The organism is Kiloniellales bacterium (assembly GCA_030066685.1).
Lineage (GTDB): Bacteria > Pseudomonadota > Alphaproteobacteria > Kiloniellales > JAKSBE01 > JAKSBE01.
Genome location: JASJBF010000018.1, coordinates 52,219 through 70,861, shown reverse-complemented (window position 1 = coordinate 70,861; position 18,643 = coordinate 52,219). Strand labels below are relative to the sequence as shown.

At 68.0% G+C, this 18,643-nt stretch carries 19 protein-coding genes; 11 read left to right on the top strand and 8 right to left on the bottom strand.

The window, feature by feature from the left end; genetic code table 11:
- Nucleotides 1–37 precede the first annotated feature (37 nt).
- From flgG to flgH, 3 genes are read left to right on the top strand one after another with little or no spacing between them, the layout of a single operon-like run.
- Entirely contained in the window at nucleotides 38–823 is a 786-nt protein-coding gene (gene flgG, locus QNJ30_11760) for a flagellar basal-body rod protein FlgG (GenBank protein ID MDJ0944137.1), read from the top strand.
- 14 nt (nucleotides 824–837) lie between these two features.
- Nucleotides 838–1,818 carry a flagellar basal body P-ring formation chaperone FlgA gene (gene flgA, locus QNJ30_11755; GenBank protein ID MDJ0944136.1) on the top strand — a complete coding sequence of 327 codons (981 nt, stop codon included), beginning with the start codon at nucleotides 838–840 and terminating at the stop codon, nucleotides 1,816–1,818.
- Entirely contained in the window at nucleotides 1,815–2,579 is a 765-nt protein-coding gene (gene flgH, locus QNJ30_11750; protein MDJ0944135.1) for a flagellar basal body L-ring protein FlgH, read from the top strand. The genes flgA and flgH overlap by 4 nt, the downstream gene beginning before the upstream one ends.
- A gap of 101 nt (nucleotides 2,580–2,680) precedes the next feature.
- Here flgH and dksA read toward each other — a convergent pair whose 3' ends face one another.
- Entirely contained in the window at nucleotides 2,681–3,097 is a 417-nt protein-coding gene (gene dksA, locus QNJ30_11745) for an RNA polymerase-binding protein DksA (protein MDJ0944134.1), read from the bottom strand.
- A gap of 144 nt (nucleotides 3,098–3,241) precedes the next feature.
- Nucleotides 3,242–3,652, bottom strand: a complete 411-nt coding sequence (locus QNJ30_11740) for a flagellar assembly protein FliX (GenBank protein ID MDJ0944133.1) — start codon at nucleotides 3,650–3,652, stop codon at nucleotides 3,242–3,244.
- A gap of 284 nt (nucleotides 3,653–3,936) precedes the next feature.
- Between QNJ30_11740 and QNJ30_11735 the strand changes: the two genes are divergently transcribed.
- The 7 genes from QNJ30_11735 to QNJ30_11705 all read left to right on the top strand — a co-directional run bounded on the left by QNJ30_11735 (nucleotide 3,937) and on the right by QNJ30_11705 (nucleotide 11,240).
- On the top strand, nucleotides 3,937–5,082 hold the full coding sequence (locus QNJ30_11735; GenBank protein ID MDJ0944132.1) for a flagellar basal body P-ring protein FlgI: 1,146 nt from the start codon (nucleotides 3,937–3,939) through the stop codon (nucleotides 5,080–5,082).
- Complete coding sequence (locus QNJ30_11730; GenBank protein ID MDJ0944131.1) at nucleotides 5,082–5,414, top strand: rod-binding protein; 333 nt, start codon at nucleotides 5,082–5,084, stop codon at nucleotides 5,412–5,414. The genes QNJ30_11735 and QNJ30_11730 overlap by 1 nt, the downstream gene beginning before the upstream one ends.
- Complete coding sequence (locus QNJ30_11725; protein MDJ0944130.1) at nucleotides 5,411–5,908, top strand: hypothetical protein; 498 nt, start codon at nucleotides 5,411–5,413, stop codon at nucleotides 5,906–5,908. Before QNJ30_11730 ends, QNJ30_11725 begins: the two co-directional genes overlap by 4 nt.
- Before the next feature lie 38 nt (nucleotides 5,909–5,946).
- A complete protein-coding gene (gene flgK, locus QNJ30_11720) occupies nucleotides 5,947–8,004 on the top strand; it encodes a flagellar hook-associated protein FlgK (protein MDJ0944129.1) in 2,058 nt (685 codons plus the stop codon).
- A gap of 11 nt (nucleotides 8,005–8,015) precedes the next feature.
- Nucleotides 8,016–9,206 (top strand): hypothetical protein, encoded by a 1,191-nt coding sequence (locus QNJ30_11715; protein MDJ0944128.1) that lies wholly within the window; start codon nucleotides 8,016–8,018, stop codon nucleotides 9,204–9,206.
- 81 nt (nucleotides 9,207–9,287) lie between these two features.
- Nucleotides 9,288–10,121: a hypothetical protein gene (locus QNJ30_11710; protein MDJ0944127.1), complete on the top strand. Its 834-nt coding sequence runs from the start codon at nucleotides 9,288–9,290 to the stop codon at nucleotides 10,119–10,121.
- Nucleotides 10,122–10,409: 288 nt separating this feature from the next.
- Complete coding sequence (locus QNJ30_11705; protein MDJ0944126.1) at nucleotides 10,410–11,240, top strand: flagellin; 831 nt, start codon at nucleotides 10,410–10,412, stop codon at nucleotides 11,238–11,240.
- A gap of 192 nt (nucleotides 11,241–11,432) precedes the next feature.
- Here the strand turns inward: QNJ30_11705 and QNJ30_11700 are convergent, their stop codons facing one another.
- Genes QNJ30_11700 through QNJ30_11675 form a run of 6 tightly spaced genes read right to left on the bottom strand, consistent with a single transcriptional unit; the run spans nucleotide 11,433 to nucleotide 17,428 of the window.
- Nucleotides 11,433–12,827: an FAD-dependent oxidoreductase gene (locus tag QNJ30_11700; GenBank protein MDJ0944125.1), complete on the bottom strand. Its 1,395-nt coding sequence runs from the start codon at nucleotides 12,825–12,827 to the stop codon at nucleotides 11,433–11,435.
- A 5-nt stretch (nucleotides 12,828–12,832) separates the two neighbouring features.
- Complete coding sequence (locus QNJ30_11695; GenBank protein ID MDJ0944124.1) at nucleotides 12,833–13,567, bottom strand: class I SAM-dependent methyltransferase; 735 nt, start codon at nucleotides 13,565–13,567, stop codon at nucleotides 12,833–12,835.
- Nucleotides 13,564–13,800 carry an acyl carrier protein gene (locus QNJ30_11690; protein ID MDJ0944123.1) on the bottom strand — a complete coding sequence of 79 codons (237 nt, stop codon included), beginning with the start codon at nucleotides 13,798–13,800 and terminating at the stop codon, nucleotides 13,564–13,566. The genes QNJ30_11695 and QNJ30_11690 overlap by 4 nt, the downstream gene beginning before the upstream one ends.
- Nucleotides 13,787–15,322 (bottom strand): amino acid adenylation domain-containing protein, encoded by a 1,536-nt coding sequence (locus QNJ30_11685; GenBank protein MDJ0944122.1) that lies wholly within the window; start codon nucleotides 15,320–15,322, stop codon nucleotides 13,787–13,789. Before QNJ30_11685 ends, QNJ30_11690 begins: the two co-directional genes overlap by 14 nt.
- The gene (locus QNJ30_11680) at nucleotides 15,319–16,083 is read right to left on the bottom strand and encodes an AAC(3) family N-acetyltransferase (GenBank protein ID MDJ0944121.1); all 765 of its coding nucleotides are present in this window, start codon (nucleotides 16,081–16,083) and stop codon (nucleotides 15,319–15,321) included. Before QNJ30_11680 ends, QNJ30_11685 begins: the two co-directional genes overlap by 4 nt.
- Nucleotides 16,070–17,428 (bottom strand): DUF4910 domain-containing protein, encoded by a 1,359-nt coding sequence (locus QNJ30_11675; protein ID MDJ0944120.1) that lies wholly within the window; start codon nucleotides 17,426–17,428, stop codon nucleotides 16,070–16,072. The genes QNJ30_11680 and QNJ30_11675 overlap by 14 nt, the downstream gene beginning before the upstream one ends.
- A gap of 350 nt (nucleotides 17,429–17,778) precedes the next feature.
- Here QNJ30_11675 and QNJ30_11670 point away from each other — a divergent pair, with 350 nt between their 5' ends.
- The gene (locus tag QNJ30_11670) at nucleotides 17,779–18,594 is read left to right on the top strand and encodes a flagellin (protein ID MDJ0944119.1); all 816 of its coding nucleotides are present in this window, start codon (nucleotides 17,779–17,781) and stop codon (nucleotides 18,592–18,594) included.
- Nucleotides 18,595–18,643 lie beyond the last annotated feature (49 nt).

Genomic DNA, 18,643 nt, shown 5'->3' with positions numbered 1-18,643 from the left:
ACGCCACCAGGCAGACGCCACCAGGAGGACATGAGCCATGAAATCCCTCGATATCGCCGCGACCGGCATGCTGGCCCAGCAACTGAACGTGGAGGTCATCTCCAACAACATCGCCAACATGACGACCACCGGCTACAAGCGGCAAAGGGCGGAGTTCCAGGACCTGCTCTACCAGGACCTGCGCCGGGTCGGCTCCGAATCCTCGGACGCCGGGACCGTGGTGCCCTCGGGCATCCAGCTCGGCCTCGGGGTCCAGCCGGCGGCGGTCTACCGCATCGTCGAGCAGGGCAACCTGACGATCACGGAGAACCCCTTCGACCTGGCGATCAACGGCCGCGGCTACTTCACGGTCGAGCTGCCCTCCGGGGACACCGGCTACACCCGCGCCGGCTCCTTCCAGATCAGCCCCGACGGCGAGCTGGTGACCGCCGACGGCTACATCATCCAGCCCGGGGCGACGATCCCCTCGGACGCGGTCTCGGTGACTATCAATGCCAACGGCCTGGTCTCGGCCCGCCTCGGCGGCAGCACCACGGAGCAGCAGGTCGGCCAGATCGAGCTGGCGACCTTCCCCAACGATGCCGGTCTCGAGGCCCTGGGCGACAACCTTTTCCTCGAGACCGCCGCGTCGGGCAGCGCCACGATCGGCAACCCGGGGGCGACCGGCTTCGGCACCTTGAAGCAGGGCGCGCTGGAGACCTCCAACGTCAACGTGGTCAACGAGATCACCAACCTGATCGCGGCCCAGCGGGCCTACGAGATGAACTCCAAGGTGATCCAGGCCAGCGACGAGATGATGGCCAACACGACGCAGCTTCGCTGAGCGGGAGAGCCGCGGTGACTAGAATCCTTACGAGCCTTCTGATGCTGGCGGCGCTTGCCGGCACCGCCCCGGCCGCCGCGGAGACCCGCGGGCCGGCCCAGCCGGTCAACCTGCGCCCCGAGATCACCGTCGAGGCCGCGGTGCTGCGGCTGGGCGACCTCTTCGACGGCCTGGACGCCCGGGCCGAGATCGCCGTCGCCCGGGCCCCCTCCCCCGGCCGCCAGCTTCGCCTGAGCGGCCAGTGGCTGCGGCGCCTCGCCCGGGCCCACAACCTGGCCTGGCGGCCCGCCGCCGGCGGTGTCTCGGCCCTGGTCCGCCGGGCCAGCCAGGTCGTCGGGCAGCGCGAGATCGCCGACGCCATCCGCGGTGCCCTGGAGCGGGAGGGGATCGGCGGCGACCTCGACGTGGTCCTCGACAACCCCGGCCTCGCTCTACATCTACCGGTCGACGGCCCGCGGGAGATCGCGGTCGCGTCGCTGTCCTACGACCCGCGCAGCGAGCGCCTGGCCGCCAAGGTCGTCGCCGGCGCCGGAACCGAGGCCGCCCAGGCGGTGGTGCGCGGCCGGGCGCTGCGGATGACCGAGGTTCCGGTCCTCCGCCATCGCCTGGCGCGGGACCAGGTCATCGCGCCGGAGGACCTGGACTGGTTACGGATCCCCCTCGCCCGGCTCGGCCGCGGCACGGTCACCGACCCGGCCGAGATCGTCGGCAAGAGCCTGCGCCGCACGCGGCGCCCCGGGAGACAGCTCCGCGAGACCGACCTGCAGGCGCCCGTGGTCGTGGCAAAGAACAGCCTGGTCACCCTACGCCTCGAGACGGCCAACCTGCGCCTCACCCTGCAGGGCCGCGCGCTCGACAGCGGCGGCCTGGGCGAGGTCGTCCGGGTCGTCAACACCAAGTCCAACACCCTCATCTACGCCCGGATCTCCGGGCCCAACAGCGTCGTGGTCGCCGACCGCCAGGCCGGCGGCCCGCAGCGGGAGGCTTTGCGATGAAACTGCGACTCTTCGGCCCCGGAACCCGTCGAGCTCTGGCCGCGCTGGCGATGGTCAGCGCCCTGTCGGGCTGCAACCTCTTCACCCGCCTGTCGGAGGTCGGGTCCGAGCCGGCCCTGACCTCGATCCGCAGCCCGTCGTCGCTGCACGGCGACCAGCCGGTGCGGATGCCCATGCCGGCGCCGGTCGAGGCGGTCCATCATCCGAACTCGCTGTGGCGGCCGGGCTCGCGCGCCTTCTTCAAGGACCAGCGCGCCAACCAGGTCGGCGACATCCTGACCGTCAACATCGAGATCGACGACAGCGCCTCGCTCAACAACTCGACCACCCGCTCGCGGGAGGCGGGGGAAGGCGCGGCGCTCTCGGCCTTCCTCGGCTACGAGACCCTGCTGTCCGACATCTTCCCGGACGCGGTGGATCCGGACAACCTGGTCAACCTGGACAGCGATTCCAACTCGTCCGGCAGCGGCGCGGTCCAGCGCCAGGAGGACATCGAGTTCGATCTCGCCGCCATCGTGACCCAGGTCCTGCCGAACGGGAACCTGGTCATCGGCGGGCGCCAGGAGGTGCGGGTCAACTACGAGGTCCGTCAGATCCAGATGGCCGGAATCGTCCGTCCCGAGGACATCCGCTCCGACAACACCATCCCCTTCGACAAGATCGCCGAGGCGCGCATCGCCTATGGCGGCCGGGGGCAGCTTTCGGACCTGCAGCAACCGCGCTACGGCCAGCAGATCTTCGACATACTCTGGCCCTTCTGATCGTTTGACGAGGGAGAAGAAAGGGGCCCTGGCGTCCTGCGCCGGGGCCCCTTTTTGACGTCTGCGACCCGGGGTCTCCGCCGGGACGGACAGCTCCACGCTCAGTCGTCGCGGTGGGTCCGCTCCATGCGTTCGTGCCGTTCCTGCGCTTCCAGCGACAGGGTCGCGATCGGCCTGGCCTCCAGCCGCTTCAGGCTGATCGGCTCGGCGGTTTCTTCGCAGTAGCCGTAGGTTCCTTCCTCGAGGCGCTCCAGCGCGGCGTCGATCTTGGCGATCAGCTTGCGCTGCCGGTCCCGGGTCCGCAGCTCCAGGGAGCGGTCGGTCTCGAGCGAGGCCCGGTCGGCCAGATCCGGCTCGTGCGTGCTGGTTTCCTGCAGATGATGGATCGTCTCGTTGGACTCCCGGAGGATCTCGGAACGCCAGGTCAGCAGCTTTTGGCGGAAGTACGCCTGCATCGAGTTGTTCATAAAGGGCTCGTCTTCTGACGGACGATAGCCTTCAAGCAGCAATTCCTTCATATTCCTTCCCACCTGTGAAGCACCCGTCTCCTGTCGGTTGACCTACCTTTGATTAAGGAGTTCGCAGGTCTCTGGTGGCAGGTGGCTACCGCCCTCGGCTTTGAGATTCAACCGAAATCTTCTCGGCCTTGCCGGCCAGGCCCGTCAGCGGCCCAATTTGGCCAGTTCCACGGCCGCCCGGAGCTCGATTTCGTCCAGGATTTCGGCCAGCCTGGGATCGCTCACCTGCTCCCGCTGGGCTGCCGTGGCGCGGGCCAGGGCCTCGATGCGCTCGGGCGACAGGCGCCCGAGGAGCAGGCTCAGGCGCAGCTCGTCGAGGCGATCCAGCAGGTCCTCGCCATGGCGGCGGGCCCGAGCGTGGCGGGCGACGGCGTCGGGGACCTCCTGCAGGGACAGCAGCGCATCGCTCGGCGGCACCGCCGGCGCGGCGCCGGGCGCGCCGGCCTCGCCCGCGCCCGCCAGAACCGCGGCGAAGTCGCCGGCCGGCGAGTCCGCCTTGCGGGCCTGCCGCTTGGGGGCCGTGGCCCGGAGCGAGGAGAGCTTGTCGACCTTCATTTTGCCTGCCTCAAATGACCTACGCCTAAAGTCGTTGCTTCCGCTTAATAAGGCGTAAACCCAAGGCCAGGGCCGCCACCGGCCCGGCAGCATCTGCCGCCGCGCCCCGGCAGTTCTTGCCCGCGCCCCGGAGCTGTCTCGCCGGACGCCGCCCAAGCATCTGAATCTCGGTCAACTTTTCCTACCGTACGGGTGGCATGCCGCTCGCATTGAGGTCCCCGGATCCAGTCGAAGCCGGCCGTGCGCCGGCCCCGAACCAGAAAGGAGACCTCGGCTTGGCCAGGATGGAGAACATCAGGGGGAACGCCCTCATGGCGACGGCGCTGCTGCTCGGCCTGCTGGTCGGCGCGGGTCCGCTGGCGGCGCAGTCGCGGATCAAGGACATCGTCGACATCGAGGGCGTGCGCGACAACCAGCTCGTCGGCTACGGACTGGTGGTCGGCCTGAACGGCACCGGCGACGATCTCGACAAGGCGGTCTTCACCCGCGAGAGCCTGATCGGCATGCTGCAGCGCCTCGGCGTCAACGCCCGCGATGACGACCTGGAGACCGACAACGTCGCCGCGGTCATGGTGACCGCCAACTTCCCCGCCTTCGGCCGCCACGGTACCCGCATCGACGTGACCATCTCGGCGCTCGGCGATTCCGAGAGCCTGCTCGGCGGCAACCTCCTGGTCACCCCGCTGCTGGGCGCCGACGGCGAGGTCTACGCCGTCGCCCAGGGCCCGGTTGCGGTCGGCGGCTTCGCGGCCGGGGGCGAGGCCGAGACCGTCACCCGCGGCGTGCCGACCACCGGGCGGATCCCCAACGGCGCGATCATCGAGCGCGAGGTGCCCTTCGCGCTCAACGAACTCCAGCAGGTCAAGCTGTCGCTGCGCAACCCGGACCTCTCGACCGCCGGCCGGATCGCCGGGGCGATCAACGGCTTCCTGCGCGAGCAGCGCAAGGTCGAGGACGCCAGCGCCGAGGTCGCCGATCCGGGCACCGTGACCCTGTCGATCCCCGAGGCCTACCGTGGCCGCGCCGTCGCCCTCTTGAGCGACATCGAGCAACTGCCGGTCAAGGCCGACCAGATCGCCAAGGTGGTCATCGACGAGCGCTCCGGGGTCATCGTCATGGGCCAGAACGTGCGGATCTCCACCGTTGCGATCGCCCAGGGCAATCTGACCATCCGCATCACCGAGACCCCGCAGGTCAGCCAGCCCGGTCCTTTCGCCGAAGCCGGCGAGACCGAGGTCGTGCCGCGCACCCAGGTCCAGGTCGACGACCAGAGCGGCAACCGTCTGGCGGTGGTCGAGGGCAACGGGGTCAGCCTGCAGCAGCTCGTCGACGGCCTGAACGCCCTCGGCATCGGCCCGCGCGACATGATCAGCATCCTGCAGACCATCAAGGCGGCCGGCGCCCTGCAGGCCGAGATCGAGGTGATGTGATGGCGCCGGACTTGACCCTGCCCGGCCTGGAGGCGATCCGCCATCGCGGCACCGCCGGCCTGGATACCGAGGCTCTGGCCCGCAGCCGCGATCCCGAAGCGCTGCGCCGCGCCGCCGAGGACTTCGAGTCCGTCTTCCTATCCCAGATGCTGGCGCCGATCTTCGCCACCCTCAAGACCGACGCCCTCTTCGGCGGCGGCCCCAGCGAGGACATCTACCGCTCGCTCCTCGTCGAGGAGTACGGCAAGTCGATCGCCGCCTCCGGCGGGATCGGCATCGCCGACCAGGTGCAACGCGAAATTCTAGCTCTTCAGGAGGCTCTGTCGCCATGACCCAAGGCGCCCCCCAGACCCGGAACGCCGCCGCCGAGACCGGCGGCCGTCCTGAGCTCACGCCCGCGGAGCTCGCCGAGCGGATGACCGACGCGGCCGGACGCCTCTCCGAGGTGATCGAGGCCGAGGTCGGCCTGCTCCAGGCCTTCGAGATCGCCCAGGTCGAGCGCCTGCAGGCGGACAAGAAAGCCCTGGCGGCCGACTACGAGACCCTGCTCCGGGGCCTCGGCGAGCGCCCCGAGGCGGTGGCCGAGATGGGCGAAGCCCGGCGGGCCGCCCTGCGCGCCGCCGCCGAGCGCCTGGCCCGCGCCACCGAGGCCAACGCCGTCGCCCTGCGCGCCGGGATCGAAGCCCACACCCGGCTGATGTCCGGCATCGCCCGCGCCGTGCAGGAGCAGCGCCCGCGTTCGGCCTGCTATCACGCCGACGGCCGGGCGGTCGAGGCCGAGGCCGACAAGGCCCCGGTCGCGGTCTCCCTGGACCAGGTCCTCTAGGGCCGCGCGGCTGAGCCCCTCGGGCCGGGAGAACCGCCATGTCCCTGACCGCCAGCCTGCTCTCCGCCGTCTCCTCCCTCAACGCGGTGCAGGCGCAGTTCCAGATCACCTCGGGCAACATCGCCAACGTCAACACGCCGGGCTACAGCCGCAAGACGGTGGCCCTGAACAACCAGGTCCTCGACGGCCGTTCCTCGGGGGTCCGGCTGGGCGACGTCTCGCGGACGGTGAACGACGCCCTGGTCCGCGAGCTGCGCGAGCACATCTCCCAGCTCGGCGGCCACCGGGTCAAGGAGGACTACATGACCCGGACCCAGGGCCTCTTCGGCACCCTGGACAGCAACTCCTCGATCAGCCACCGACTATCCGAGCTGGGCTCCGCCTTCGACGCCCTGGCGGTGACTCCGGACAGCCCGGCGACCCGCAGCGCCGCCGTGCTGGAGGCGCAGCGGACCGCCGGACAGCTCAACCTGCTGACCGACAATCTGCAGCAGATGCGCAGCGAGGCCGACCGGGAGATCGGCCGCACCGTCGACCGGATCAACCAGCGCCTGGGCGACATCTCCGAGCTCAACCAGAAGATCGAGCGCGCCACGGCCGGCGGCGACACCGCCCCAGACCTGCAGGACCAGCGCGACCAGCTGATAAAGGAGCTGGCCGAGGACATCGACATCCAGTACTTCGAGCGCACAACGGGCGAAGTCGTAATCATGACCCGGGGCGGGCGGACCCTGCTCGACAACCAGCCGGTGCCGCTCAGCCACACCCCGGCCGCCCAGGTCTCGGCCGCGACCACACACCAGAGCGGCCTGACCGGCGTGCTCTACGGCGCCACCAGCCTGGACATCACCGACGAGCTGCGCGAGGGCCGCCTGGCCGCCCTGCTCGAGGTCCGCGACGACTCCCTGGTCGACCTCCAGGCCCAGATCGACCGCCTGGCCGAGGTCCTGCGCGACCAGGTCAGCGCCCTGCACAACGACGGCACCGCCTACCCGCCGCCGGCCAGCCTGACCGGCCTGCGCAGCCTGGCCGCGACCGACGCCCCGGCGATGAGCGGCAACTTCCGGGTCAGCGTCCTGGACGGCGCCGGGGTCGTGGTCGAGACCCTGGACATCGATCTCGCCGCCCTGGCGCCGCCCAACATCGGTCAGCTGGTGACCCAGATCGACGCCATGGCCAACGCCACGGCGAGCCTCAACGCCAGCGGCCAGGTCGTGATCGCCGGCACCGGCGCCAACCGGATCGCGACCAACGAGCTCGACAGCTTGGTCACCACCGGCAGCAGCGGCACCGGCCTGGGCCACTTCCTCGGCCTCAACAACCTGCTGGACGACGGACTCGACTACGACCTCTACGCCAGCGACCGCCTGGCCAGCGACACTGCGGCCCTGGGTCTGGCCGGCACCCTGTCCTTCGACATCGCCGGCGCGACCACCAACGTCGCCTACGCCGCCGGCGACAGCCTGACCGACATCGCGACCGCGATCACCGGCGCCCTGGGCGGCGCCAACGTCACCGCCAGCGTGGTCCGCGAGGCCGAGGGCTTCCGCCTGCAGATCATCGACAACGACGGCGACAACTTCTTCCTGTCGGATTCCGGCCCCCTGACCCTGCAGTCGAACCTCCGGCCCGGCCTGCCCGGCACCGCCGGCCGGCTGGCGCTGCGCCAGGACATCCAGGCCAACCCGGACCTGCTCGCCCGGGGCGAGCTGAGCGACGCCGCCGGCCTGGCGGTGGGCGACATCGGGATCAGCGCCGGTACCGGCGACATCGCCGCCGCCCTGGGCAGCCTCTTCACCAGCGACGTGGCCTTCGCCGCCGCCGGCGGGCTTTCGGCCGTGCAGCTCACCCTGGAGGGCTACGGCGCCGGCATCGTCGCCGGCAGCGCCGCCCTGACCAACGCCGCCAAGTCCGACCTCGACCTCGGCGAGGGCTTCCAGCTGGCGCTGGAGAACCAGGCCGCCTCGCTCAGCCAAGTCAACCTGGACGAGGAGCTCGCCAACATCGTGGTCCTGCAGAACACCTACGCCGCCTCGGCGCGGATCACCACGGTGGTGTCGGAACTGCTCGACACCCTGCTCGACGCCGTCCGTTAGGAGTCCTTGAGATGACCCGCATCGCGCCCTTCGCCCAGCAGCAGCTGATCCTGCAGCAGGTGCTCAACGTCCAGGCCCGGACCTACGACGCCCAGGTCCAGATCGCGACCGACAAGAAATCGCAGGACTACGCCGGAATCGCCAAGGACAGCGCGCGGCTGATCTCGCTGGAGTCCGCCCGGACCCGCACCGAGCAGTTCCTCGCCAACATCCAGATCCAGGACCAGCGCATCCAGCTGGTCGACCTGGGCCTGGAGACCCTGGACAGCGCGGCCAGGGACATGCGCGACATTCTGGATTCGGCCCTGACCAGCCCGGCCGCCTTCGAGGGCGACCTGGCGACCCTGGCCGCCAACACCCGGCAGCTGGTGCTCGACGTCCTCAACAGCCGCGACGGCAACCGCTACCTCTTCGGCGGCACCCGCAGCGACACCCGGCCGGTCTCCCTGGACCCGCCGGCCTACCGGCCGGTCGGCCTGATCGAGAGCGACGCCGTCACCGTCGACAGCACCTTCTACGAGGCCTACTACGAGGACGTCCAGGGCAACACCCTGCCCTTCGCCGCCGGCTCCTTCTACGAGCAGATCTACTTCGACAAGAACGGCGTCGCGCCGGCCGGCCCGCTGCCCGCCGACCTCGACAACCCGACTCTGAGCGAGTTCGTCGCCGAGGACCCGGCGCTCTGGGACTACTACGTCGACCGCCTGAACTCGGCGCAGATGCTGGCCAATCCTAAGCTCGACTACTACCAGGGCGACTTCGCGCTGCAGGCCGCTCGGGTCGACGATTCGACCACGGTCGAGATCGAGGCCCGCGCCGACGCCATCGAGATCCAGCAGCTGATCACCGCCCTGGACGCGGTCGCCAATCTGCCTAACGCCGATTCCCGGGACCCCTTCGCCCGCGAGGTCATCGTCCAGGCCCGCAACATGCTGAACAGCATTCTGGGAACCGATTCCTCGGACGGCATCGATGGCCTCGACGGTCTGCGGGTCCGAGTCAACGCCGCGCGGGTCACCCTGGACCAGACCCGCGAGCGCCTGACCAGCTTCGACGCCTTCGTCGAGGGCACGATCACCGACATCGAGAACATCGACAGGAACGAAGTCCTGCTGAAGCTCCAGAACGACCAATTCGTTCTGGAGGCCTCCTTCACCACCCTGGCCCGGCTGCAGTCGCTCTCCCTGCTCGAGTACATCTAGGCCGAGGCGCCGCTTATGCCATTAGGCCAATCTTAAGCCGAATGTTCGATAAAGCTTCAGGCGAGAAGGTCAGGTAGACCCATGATTCCGATCACCTCGGCAGGCGTCCAGAGCTTCAACTTCGCCCGGTCCTTCGCCGGACTGGCGCAGGCGGCCGCCCGCCCGGCCTTCGAGCTGAGCTTCAACGCCGCCCAGAACGCGGTCCTGGACCGCCTGGACAGCCAGATTGCCGAGCTGCAGAGCGAAGACCTCTTCCTCGGCAAGACCGCGACCCTGCGGGTCAAGCTCAGCCAGCTGGAGAACCGGCTGCCCGAGATCGAGACCTACCGCGACACGGTCACCAACAACCGCACCACCACCCTCGACATCCTCGACGCCCTGGCCGAGGCCCGCGACCTGACCGACCCCGGCACGCTCGCCGAGTTCGACGCCAAGCTGGCCGAGGCCGTGGCCCTGGTCGAGAAGCTCCAGACCCAGCCCTTCGCCCTGATCGGCGTCGACGACGGGCTGCTGCAGACCAAGCCGCAGGTCCAGGCGGACCTGGCGGCGATCGCCACCAACGGCTTCGCCACCGCCGGCGACATCCAGGCCGTTCAGGACGCCATCGACGGCGTCTCGACCACCCTGAACGGGACCCTCGCGGTCCTGGAGATCAACGACGACGACGCCTTCAATACCCTGACCGCGATCCAGCGCCAGCAGGCCGAGGTGCAGCGGCAGATCGACTCCATCGAGACCGAAGAGCGCCAGAAGCGCCTGGACGAGATCAACGAGCTGCGCGAGCAGGCGAGCCGGACGCTCAGCATCATCTCGCTGGGCTTCGAGGGCTCGCAGAACGTCACCCAGTTCCTGACCGACAACCTGAGCCTGGACCAGCAGCCGGCGCCGGGCTCGGTCCTGAACCTCTTCGTCTGAGCCGCCACCCTCCTATAACCTTCGCGATAGCCCCGAGTCCGTGAAGTAATATCTTTACGGATATATGGGCAATATTTGCCCCATGCCGGAAGATTATTCCCTATGGCTAGGCATATTCTTCCTATTTCATGATAAATAATTGGATAATTTAGGAAAAACTTGCATCGAATTTTACGCAAATCGCTGGGATTTCCGAACTTGGCACGCCGGTTGCCAGAGAGCGGGTGGGGCAAGAAGCCCCGGGGCTAGAACGGCCTCGACAGACACGCTTCAGAATGGAGACGAAACATGGCAGAAGTCACCCTTTCGGCAGCGATTCGTACGAACCTGCTGTCTCTCAACGAAACCAGCGGCCTGATCGACCGGACCCAGAGCCGTTTGTCCACGGGTCTGAAGGTTGCCAGCCCGATCGACGATGCGACGGCGTTCTTCGAGTCGAAGTCGCTGAGCGATCGCGCGGTCGACCTTGAAGGCCGGAAGAGCGAGATCGATCAGGCGATCAGCTCGGTCTCGACGGCCCTCGAGGCCATCGAGGCGGTCGACTCGGTCCTGCGCCAGCTGAAAGGTCTGGCGATCCAGGCCAAGTCGGCGACCGGCTCGCAGCTGAGCTCGATCGTGACCCAGTTCAACGAACTGCGGACTCAGATCACGAACCTGGCAAACGACGCCGAGTTCCAGGGCCTGAACCTGGTCAACAGCACGGCAAACTCGCTCACCGTCGAGTTCAGCACCAGTACTAGCTCGAGCCTGAGCATCAGCGGCGTCGATATCCGCATCGACCAGGGTACGGCGGTGACGGGGCTGACCGTGGCGTCGGCGGCAAACTTCTCGGTCTCGACAAACATCGACAATGCCCTGAACGAGATCGACGCCGACATCACGACCCTTCGAGGCAACGCCTCGACCCTGGGTTCGAACGTCGCCCTGCTCCAGACCCGTCTGGACTTCACGGAGCGTTACGTCAACGTTCTGGAAGAGGGCGCCGGCAAGCTGACCCTGGCGGATCTCAACGAGGAAGGCGCCAACCTGGTGGCCCTCCAGACCCGTCAGCAGCTCGGCATCCAGGCCTTGGCCTTCGCCGGCCAGTCCGAGCAGGGCGTGCTGGCCCTGTTCCGGTAAACCGGCAAGCCAGTCTGAGAGAGACCTCTCATGGGGGCGCTTCGGCGCCCCCATTTTTCTTGTTTGATACAGCACATTATCCGATCAGATGGGATCGCTCTGCGATCCATCTGGCCGGATGTCATGCCCTAACCTCAAGGTATCAGCGCACGACTCCCGGCCAGACGCGAACGCGTCTGATCGGGACGTGCGCTAGCCGGCCAAGCGCCGTGGAGATGAACCGCCGCCGATCAAAGCAGCGACTTCGCGGAGGATGTCGTTCTTTTTCATCAAGCCGGGATCCGACCAGGAGATCCGCTCCTGGCCGGCCGCTACAAGGTGCTCCAGCGTTTTCTGCAACGCGGCGCCATAGCCCAACCTGGGGTTCTTGAAGGATACCGGGGTCTTGGTGATCTTGACCGCCAAGGGTGCTGGAACGTCGGTGAAGCCCGAGGCACAAAGCTCGCTCCAAACCCGGGGCGCGGCGCTTTCCGGATCTCGCCAGACCGCATGGTCCTGCGGCACCACGACTTCGACAGCGAGGTAGCTCTGCCCCTGCGCGTTGCTTTGCCGGCCATAGAAGCCTGGCGCCGATGCCCGGTAGACCAGGCTGTCCGGATCGAAATCATAGTAGTAGGTGAAGGCCGGCGGCGCCGCGGCCGGCAGGAGAAAGTGGAAGAGCACCATCGGCGTCCGGTGAATCAATGCCGACAGGGGGTCCTCGCCAAGAACCAGCCCCGCGAGCGGACCGAGGTCCAGCGTCCAAAGCAGGCGATCGGCCGGGAGCGTCTCGCCGTCCTGAAGCTCGAGGCGGACGCCGTGGGCATCGGCATCTAGTCCGGCCAGGCCGCGCCCCAGGACGAGATCGACCCCGAGCCCTTCGAGGTGCGCCGCGGCAGCATCGCAGAAGCTGCGCAGGCCGCATCCGGCGGGATAGAAGAATCGATGCCGATAGCCCGTGACTCCGGGAGCGAAACGGAAGTGGTCGTCGAGCGAGCTTACCGCCAGGCGTCCATCCAGCCCCGCTATCTCCTTGAGGCTTCGAGACGCTTTGTCGACGTCCGGCCTGATCCGGACAAAGGGCGAAGTCCACAGCGCCGAAGCGTCCAGGGCCTCCGGCGCGATGGCGAAGGCCTTCCGGGCCGCCGCCGAGGCCACGGCACCGGCCGTGGCGCCAAAGCGCCGCATCAAGGCCGCCGCCAAGGTGCCGGCTCCGTGGTCGGGCTCCCCGGCCACCTGCTTCAACTCCTCGGCGATGCGCCGCCGCAAGTCGGCCTCCTGCCGGGAGAAATCAACCAGGGCGACCCCCTGACTGATCCGGCCGTTCAGGCGGGTCGCCAGTCGCGGGGTGACGGGCACGACCCTGTCTTCCAGGATCTCCAGCAGCGCCCGCGTCACCCTATCGTCGGCGTTGTCGAAGTAGTGGCAGCCCTTGTCCAGGTAGAGCCCTTGCCATTCCTCCGCGTGGAGGATCCCACCGAGGCTCCCCATGCGCTCGATCAGCGTCACCTCGCAGCCCGCCTCACGCAGGAGCTTGGCCGCAACGATGCCACGGAAGCCGCCGCCAACGACGGCCCAGCGCTCGCCGGCGCCGGCCGGCCTCGTCACCGCGCTCATCCGGCGAGCGGCTTGCGGCAGCCGAGATGCCACATCGCCTTGACGCAACCGCCGCCATGCTGATGGTCCTCGATCACCTCCAGCTCCTTGCTTTGGATCGAGAAGCGGCTCCTGTAGAGCTCGTCGATGTCGGCGTCGCGGGCAAAGAAGGTCAGAGCGATGTCGGCGAAGTAGCCGTCGGAGAAGTCGCTGAACGCGCCGTCGCCGAGCGGCCTGCCGAAATGGCGCGCCGGATGCCCGGTGCCGTAGATCATCGAGAGAAAGCCCCCGCCGGGCTTCAGGACACGGGATACCTCGTCCAGGGTCCGCGCGATGACGGCCCGGCGGTTGTGGGTGATCGAGCCGCGATCGATGACGCAATCGAAGCTCTCGTCACCCCAGGGCAGGCTCTGAAAGTCGCCGGTCACCAGCTCGGCCGTCAAGCCGTCCCGCGCGAAGCGCTCGCGGGCGAAGTCGATGGCGGTGTGCGACCCGTCGATCCCGGCGGCAGTGAAGCCTTCGCGAGCGAGGAACCAGACGTTGTTGCCGGCGCCGCAGCCGACCTCGAGAATCCGAACCTCCGCCCGTTGCAGCACCGCGGCGTATTGGCGCAGGACGAAAGAGACGACGGCCGAATGGGGATAGAGGTTGAGGTGCCGCCCGGCGCCATAGACCGCCGACTCCCAGCGGCTGTCAAATCCCTCCCCTGCGTCCCCAGCGGGCGGCGATATCCTGGCCTGTTCTGCCGTCATGTCTGGCTCCTCAGTTCGTTGAAACGTGCGGTGACGGCGCCCAGCGTGGCGTAGCGCTCGACCGTTTCGTCCGTGATCGCGACGCCGTAGTGCTGTTCCAGCGCAATCATGAGGTTGAGATGGCCGAAGCTGTCCCAATTCGGGTGCCGGCCCAGCGCCGCCTCGGCTTCCAGGCTATCCGGCGTGCAGTCCAGCGCCTCGGCGACCAGACTGCGAGGTTCAATCAGATCCATGAACAGGTATCTCCTCGGGTCGGCCCTCGGGCCGGCCCCGCCGGCGGTAGGCGGCGATCAGGGCGCCGCTGTCGATCTTGTCGTTGGCGCTCAGCGGCAAGGCATCAACGAGATGAATGGCCTTGGGAACTTCGTAGGCCGCAAGGCGCTCGGCCAAGGCCCGGCGCAGGGCTTCCGGCTCGACCCGGTCCTCCGGATCGACCACGAACGCATGCAGTTCTCCGTCGATCTGCACCGTGCAGGCGGCCAGCACGCCGGAGTCCCTGAGCGCCGCATCGACCGCGCCCAGCTCGACCCGGTGACCGGCCACCTTTACCTGCTGGTCCAGGCGGCGCTGGAAGTAGAGCTGTCCGTCGCAGCGGCGGCCGAGATCGCCGGTCCGATAGAGCCGCTCGACCCGCCCCTGCCGCCGGACCTCGCCGAAGGCGGCCGCGGTCGCCCTAGGGTCCCGCCAGTAGCCCAGCGCCACCTGCGGTCCGGACAGCCAGATCTCCCCTTCGTCGGACCCCGCGCTGCCGGCCGGACTTGGGGCCAGGGTCAGGGTCATTCCATCTATGGCTTCGCCCAGGGCGACGTTCTGCACCACCGCTTGCCGGTAGCTCGACGAGGTGAGACGCAGCAGCGTGCAGGAGACCGTGGCCTCGGTCGGTCCATAGGTGTTGTGAACGACCATGTCGGGACGTGCCGCGAAGATCGCCTCCAGCTGGTCTTGGGTCAGGGGCTCGCCGCAGAAGGTCATCAGACGCAGGGACGCAAGGTTATCCGTGGTCAGTTGGCCGCCTCGACGCATGAGATCGACGACGCTTGGCACCGAGTTCCACAGCGTCAGGCCCAAGCGCCGGACGGCATCGCCCGGCATCAAACGGTCCCGCGCGCCGCTCAAGGGGCAAAGCGTCGCGCCCGCGCCCAGGGCGCCGTAGACGTCGAGCACGCTCAGGTCGAAGGCGATGTTGGGATGCTGGGACCAACGATCCTCGGGCGTCACCGCCATCGCCCGCCAAGCCCAGGCCGCGTAGTTCGCCAGCGCTTCACGCGGGATCATCACCCCCTTGGGCCGGCCGGTGGACCCCGAGGTGAACATCACGTAGGCAAGCTCCCCAGCCTCCAGGGGCGCGTCCAGCGCCGGTGCCGTCAAGGTATCGACGTCGACGATCGGGCAGGCCGGCGAGCCGCCGGGAAAACCGGTCCAGGCGGAAGCTTCGGTGACCACGAGATCGGGCTCGAAGAGATTCACGGTCATGGCCTGCCGTGCCGGCGGGGCGGAAAGATTGTTGGGCGCGTAGCAGCCCCCGGCCATGAGCGCGCCCAGCATCGCGGCGTAGGCCCGATGAGCTTGGGGAAGATGGATCAGAACCCGGGGCTGTGGCTTCACGGCGGCGAAGCTCCGAGCCAGGCGGCGGACCAAGATCGCCAGTTCGCCGTAGTGGACCCTCCGGCCCTCCGCCTCGACCGCGGGATGCCGAGGGTGACTCTCGGCGAAGTCCAGGAACCGGTTGAGCGGAAGGTCGGGTGACGGGCTCATCGTGTCGACGTCACCACGGCATAGGGATCGGCGCGCAACAGCTTCAGCGTGGTTTCATGTACCGCTGTCAGGTCGCAGAGGGTCGAGCCGCCGAGCGGACAGCACGCGCGGCGAAGCTGGCCCGCAGCTTCCAGGGCGGCGCCGACCACGGTGAAGTTCTCGACGACGCCGCGGTCCTTGCGCAGGTAGTATCGGCAAACTCCCTCGGCCAGGCGGCCGTCCTCGAGCACGATGCGCCGTGGCAGCTCGCGCCATTCGCGATACGGCACCTTCGCAACCGCCTCGACATGGTGGACGTAGCTCGCCCCCTTGAGAAAGGCACAGCCCAGGGTCAGCAGGCGAAAGCCTGCCTCGTAGAAGACCTCGAAGTCCGAGCCCGGACCAAAGGACGCGGTGAACAGGCCTTCGCGCAGCAAGGACGCCTTCGGCCCCTTGGCCGCGTGGCTGTGCAAAGGACACCAGCTCCGCCGGACCTGAGGCTGCTTGCGCAGGTGCTCGGAGAACACGCCCATGCCCTGTGATGGGGTGGCCTGGGGATCGAAGGGGGCTTCGGGGTCGCAGCGAAAGGTATAGGTCGGGACCGCGATGGTGGCCCCTTCCCCGATCACCGCCCGCAGAGCCCGGTCGAGCGTCGCGGCACCGCCCTCGATGCGGCCGAAGCCGACGAGGTGGCCGTGCACCACGATGTCGTCTCCCTTCCTGAGGCCGAGCGTCCGGAGATGGGCGACAAGATCTTCAAAACCGGTCTCAGGCAGCGGCATCGCGGCGGCCTTCCAACGTGGCTGGCGGCTCCGGCAGGCGAGCACTCTCGCCGTTTGCCAGCGACCGCAGGAGCCCGGCATCCACCAAGCGCTCCGCCGCGGAGATCAGCAGCTCGGGACCGAGGCCGCTGCGTGCCGCGATGTCGAGCAGGTCGTGGTTACCGTCGCCGTCGCTGAGGAGCCACATCAGGGCGCTGCGCTCCACCGGCCGCCGGCGGTCCCCCAGCGTGCCGTAGAGCCCGCGCCGCCCCAGTTGTGGCTCGCCAAAGGGGGCCAGGTTGAGGTAGCGCCGGTTGCCATCGAGCGCGCGGCAGATGGCCTCATAGACGTCGAGTGTCTCCTCCATCGCCTCGAAGGAGATCAGATCCTTGTTGTCCAGGGAGGTGTGATACTCCGGGTAGCTGCTGGACGGGCTGCGCATCAGACTGCCGACCGGGAGGCCAAAGCCGGGCGCGTTGTACTGTCGCTCGTCGCCCCCGCGGTCGGGGCGAAAGTTGGCGATCCGATGCCGCTCGCCGGTGCGTTCGGCCAGCACCGCCGCCGCGGCCCGGTCCGCCAGGCTGCCGCCCTGCCGGCTTCGCTTGTAGACGAAGGGCTCCGCCGTGCCGACGCAGGTCACGACGTATCCGGCGACCAGGTTTTGGACCAGGTGCCCTCCGTGCAGTGCCAGATAGGCGATGCTGCCGATGGTCTCGGGCAAGAGCAGAAAGCGATAGGTCAGCCGCCGCTTGGGCCAGGCGGCCAGGCGCCGATACAGAAAGCTCAGAACCAGCGGTCCACAGAGCTCGTTGTTGGCCAAGGAGGGGTGGCAGGTATAGCTCGACAGCAGCACCTCGTCCGTATCCTCCCCGGGCAGAACGGCCTCGGCGATGCTGAGCGCGCCGTCCACGAGATCGGTGTCGACCACGATCTCGTAGTCGCCATCCGGCAGGGCCTCGCGCTCCGCATGCGACAGGCAGAAGCCCCAGCGCGGCGCGTAATAGCTGGTGACGTAGGGAACCGCCTCGGGCAGCTCGGGAAGGCTGTGCAGATGCGCCTGCAGCTCGTCGAGCCGCAGCCGTCCGCGGAAGGGTATCGAATAGTTGACCAGATGAAGATTGTTGTCCCCGATATCGCAGATGCGTCGGCCGTCCGGGCGGATCAGATAGGCCTGCCGTGCGACCCATTCCTTGGGCACGGTCCAGTCCAGCACCTCCGTGCCGCTCGGCACCTCGAGGCGGGCGTGGGGCATGATCTCGGCCAGGATGTCCAGGGTGGCACGAACACCGGCGCCCGTGATGCTGCGGTGAAGCGGCCAGAGGCGGTCAAAACAGGCCTCGAGGGCAAAGGCTTCGCGTTGCGGCAAGATCTTTTCCACTGTGCTCGAGCTTTACATCTCATGGGCTATTTATTGAGAGAACACATCTTCGGTCTTATGGTTAAATGGTTAAGAAGGAACTAAGCCTGCCGAGCAGACGGAGGGGCGGGCGTCTTGGCCCTCAGACCCGAGTCCAGGTCGGTGCCGGCCCTCTGGGTAAATTTTTCCCGAAGGTGGCAAAGCCTTCCGCTGTGGGCCGGCAGACTTCGTCCCGGGACCGGGCATCGCACATGTAACAATCTGATAAAATTGAGATAAATTTTGGCACAGCCATTGCTCCTGCTCCGTCAGAAGCCGCTCCAGTAGGGGGCGGGCGCAGTAGAAACGGAGACAAGAAGATGGCCAACGATATCACCCTGTCGTCAGCGGTGCGGACCAACCTGCTGGCCCTCAACCGAACCCAGGACCTCATCAACCGGACCCAGGAGCGCCTGGCGACCGGCCTCGCCGTGGCCTCGCCGATCGACGACGCCACGGCCTTCTTCGAGGCCAAGGCGCTCAACGACCGCGCGCTCGACCTTGGGGAAAGGAAGAGCGGGATCGACCAGGGGATATCCTCGATCACCACGGCCCTCAACGCGATCGAGTCCATCGACACCCTGGTCCGGCAGATGAAGGGCCTGGCGATCAGCGCCAAAACCGCCTCGGGCAACCAGCTCTCGGCCATCAAGACCCAGTTCGACGAGCTGCTCGGCCAGATCACCAACCTGGCCAACGACGCGAGCTACCAGGGCACGAACCTGGTCAACAGCACGGCGTCCCAGCTCGAGATCGCCTTTTCGACCGACACCGTCAGCAAGCTGGTGGTCCAGGGCTTCGACCTGACCACCGCCGGCCTCAACGTGACCACCGCGGGCAGCTTCTCGCTGAGCACGGTGATCGACGCCCGCCTGACCGAGATCGACGCCGCGCTCTCGACCCTCCGGGGCCGCGCCCAGTCGATCGGCTCCAACGTCGCCCTGCTCCAGGCCCGGCTCGACTTCACCGAGCGCTACGTCAACGATCACGAGGAAGGGGCCGGCAAGCTGACCCTCGCGGACATCAACGAGGAAGGCGCCAACCTGGTGGCCCTGCAGACCCGCCAGCAGCTCGGCATCGGCGCCCTGTCCTTCGCCGGCCAGGCCGAGCAGTCGATACTGCGGCTCTTCCAGTAGGCGGCGAGCTCGACGGCGCGGCGGCTGGGCCCGTCTCCGGTCCGGCCCG

Coding starts and splice junctions, on each gene's coding strand:
- flgG (MDJ0944137.1), top strand. CDS start 38: ATGAAATCCCTCGATATCGCCGCGACCGGCATGCTGGCCCAGCAACTG.
- QNJ30_11740 (MDJ0944133.1), bottom strand. CDS start 3,652: ATGAAGGTCGACAAGCTCTCCTCGCTCCGGGCCACGGCCCCCAAGCGG.
- QNJ30_11695 (MDJ0944124.1), bottom strand. CDS start 13,567: ATGACGGCAGAACAGGCCAGGATATCGCCGCCCGCTGGGGACGCAGGG.
- QNJ30_11715 (MDJ0944128.1), top strand. CDS start 8,016: ATGACCCGCATCGCGCCCTTCGCCCAGCAGCAGCTGATCCTGCAGCAG.
- QNJ30_11730 (MDJ0944131.1), top strand. CDS start 5,082: ATGGCGCCGGACTTGACCCTGCCCGGCCTGGAGGCGATCCGCCATCGC.
- QNJ30_11710 (MDJ0944127.1), top strand. CDS start 9,288: ATGATTCCGATCACCTCGGCAGGCGTCCAGAGCTTCAACTTCGCCCGG.
- QNJ30_11690 (MDJ0944123.1), bottom strand. CDS start 13,800: ATGGATCTGATTGAACCTCGCAGTCTGGTCGCCGAGGCGCTGGACTGC.
- QNJ30_11705 (MDJ0944126.1), top strand. CDS start 10,410: ATGGCAGAAGTCACCCTTTCGGCAGCGATTCGTACGAACCTGCTGTCT.
- flgH (MDJ0944135.1), top strand. CDS start 1,815: ATGAAACTGCGACTCTTCGGCCCCGGAACCCGTCGAGCTCTGGCCGCG.
- dksA (MDJ0944134.1), bottom strand. CDS start 3,097: ATGAAGGAATTGCTGCTTGAAGGCTATCGTCCGTCAGAAGACGAGCCC.
- QNJ30_11735 (MDJ0944132.1), top strand. CDS start 3,937: ATGGAGAACATCAGGGGGAACGCCCTCATGGCGACGGCGCTGCTGCTC.
- QNJ30_11680 (MDJ0944121.1), bottom strand. CDS start 16,083: ATGCCGCTGCCTGAGACCGGTTTTGAAGATCTTGTCGCCCATCTCCGG.
- QNJ30_11685 (MDJ0944122.1), bottom strand. CDS start 15,322: ATGAGCCCGTCACCCGACCTTCCGCTCAACCGGTTCCTGGACTTCGCC.
- flgK (MDJ0944129.1), top strand. CDS start 5,947: ATGTCCCTGACCGCCAGCCTGCTCTCCGCCGTCTCCTCCCTCAACGCG.
- QNJ30_11725 (MDJ0944130.1), top strand. CDS start 5,411: ATGACCCAAGGCGCCCCCCAGACCCGGAACGCCGCCGCCGAGACCGGC.
- QNJ30_11670 (MDJ0944119.1), top strand. CDS start 17,779: ATGGCCAACGATATCACCCTGTCGTCAGCGGTGCGGACCAACCTGCTG.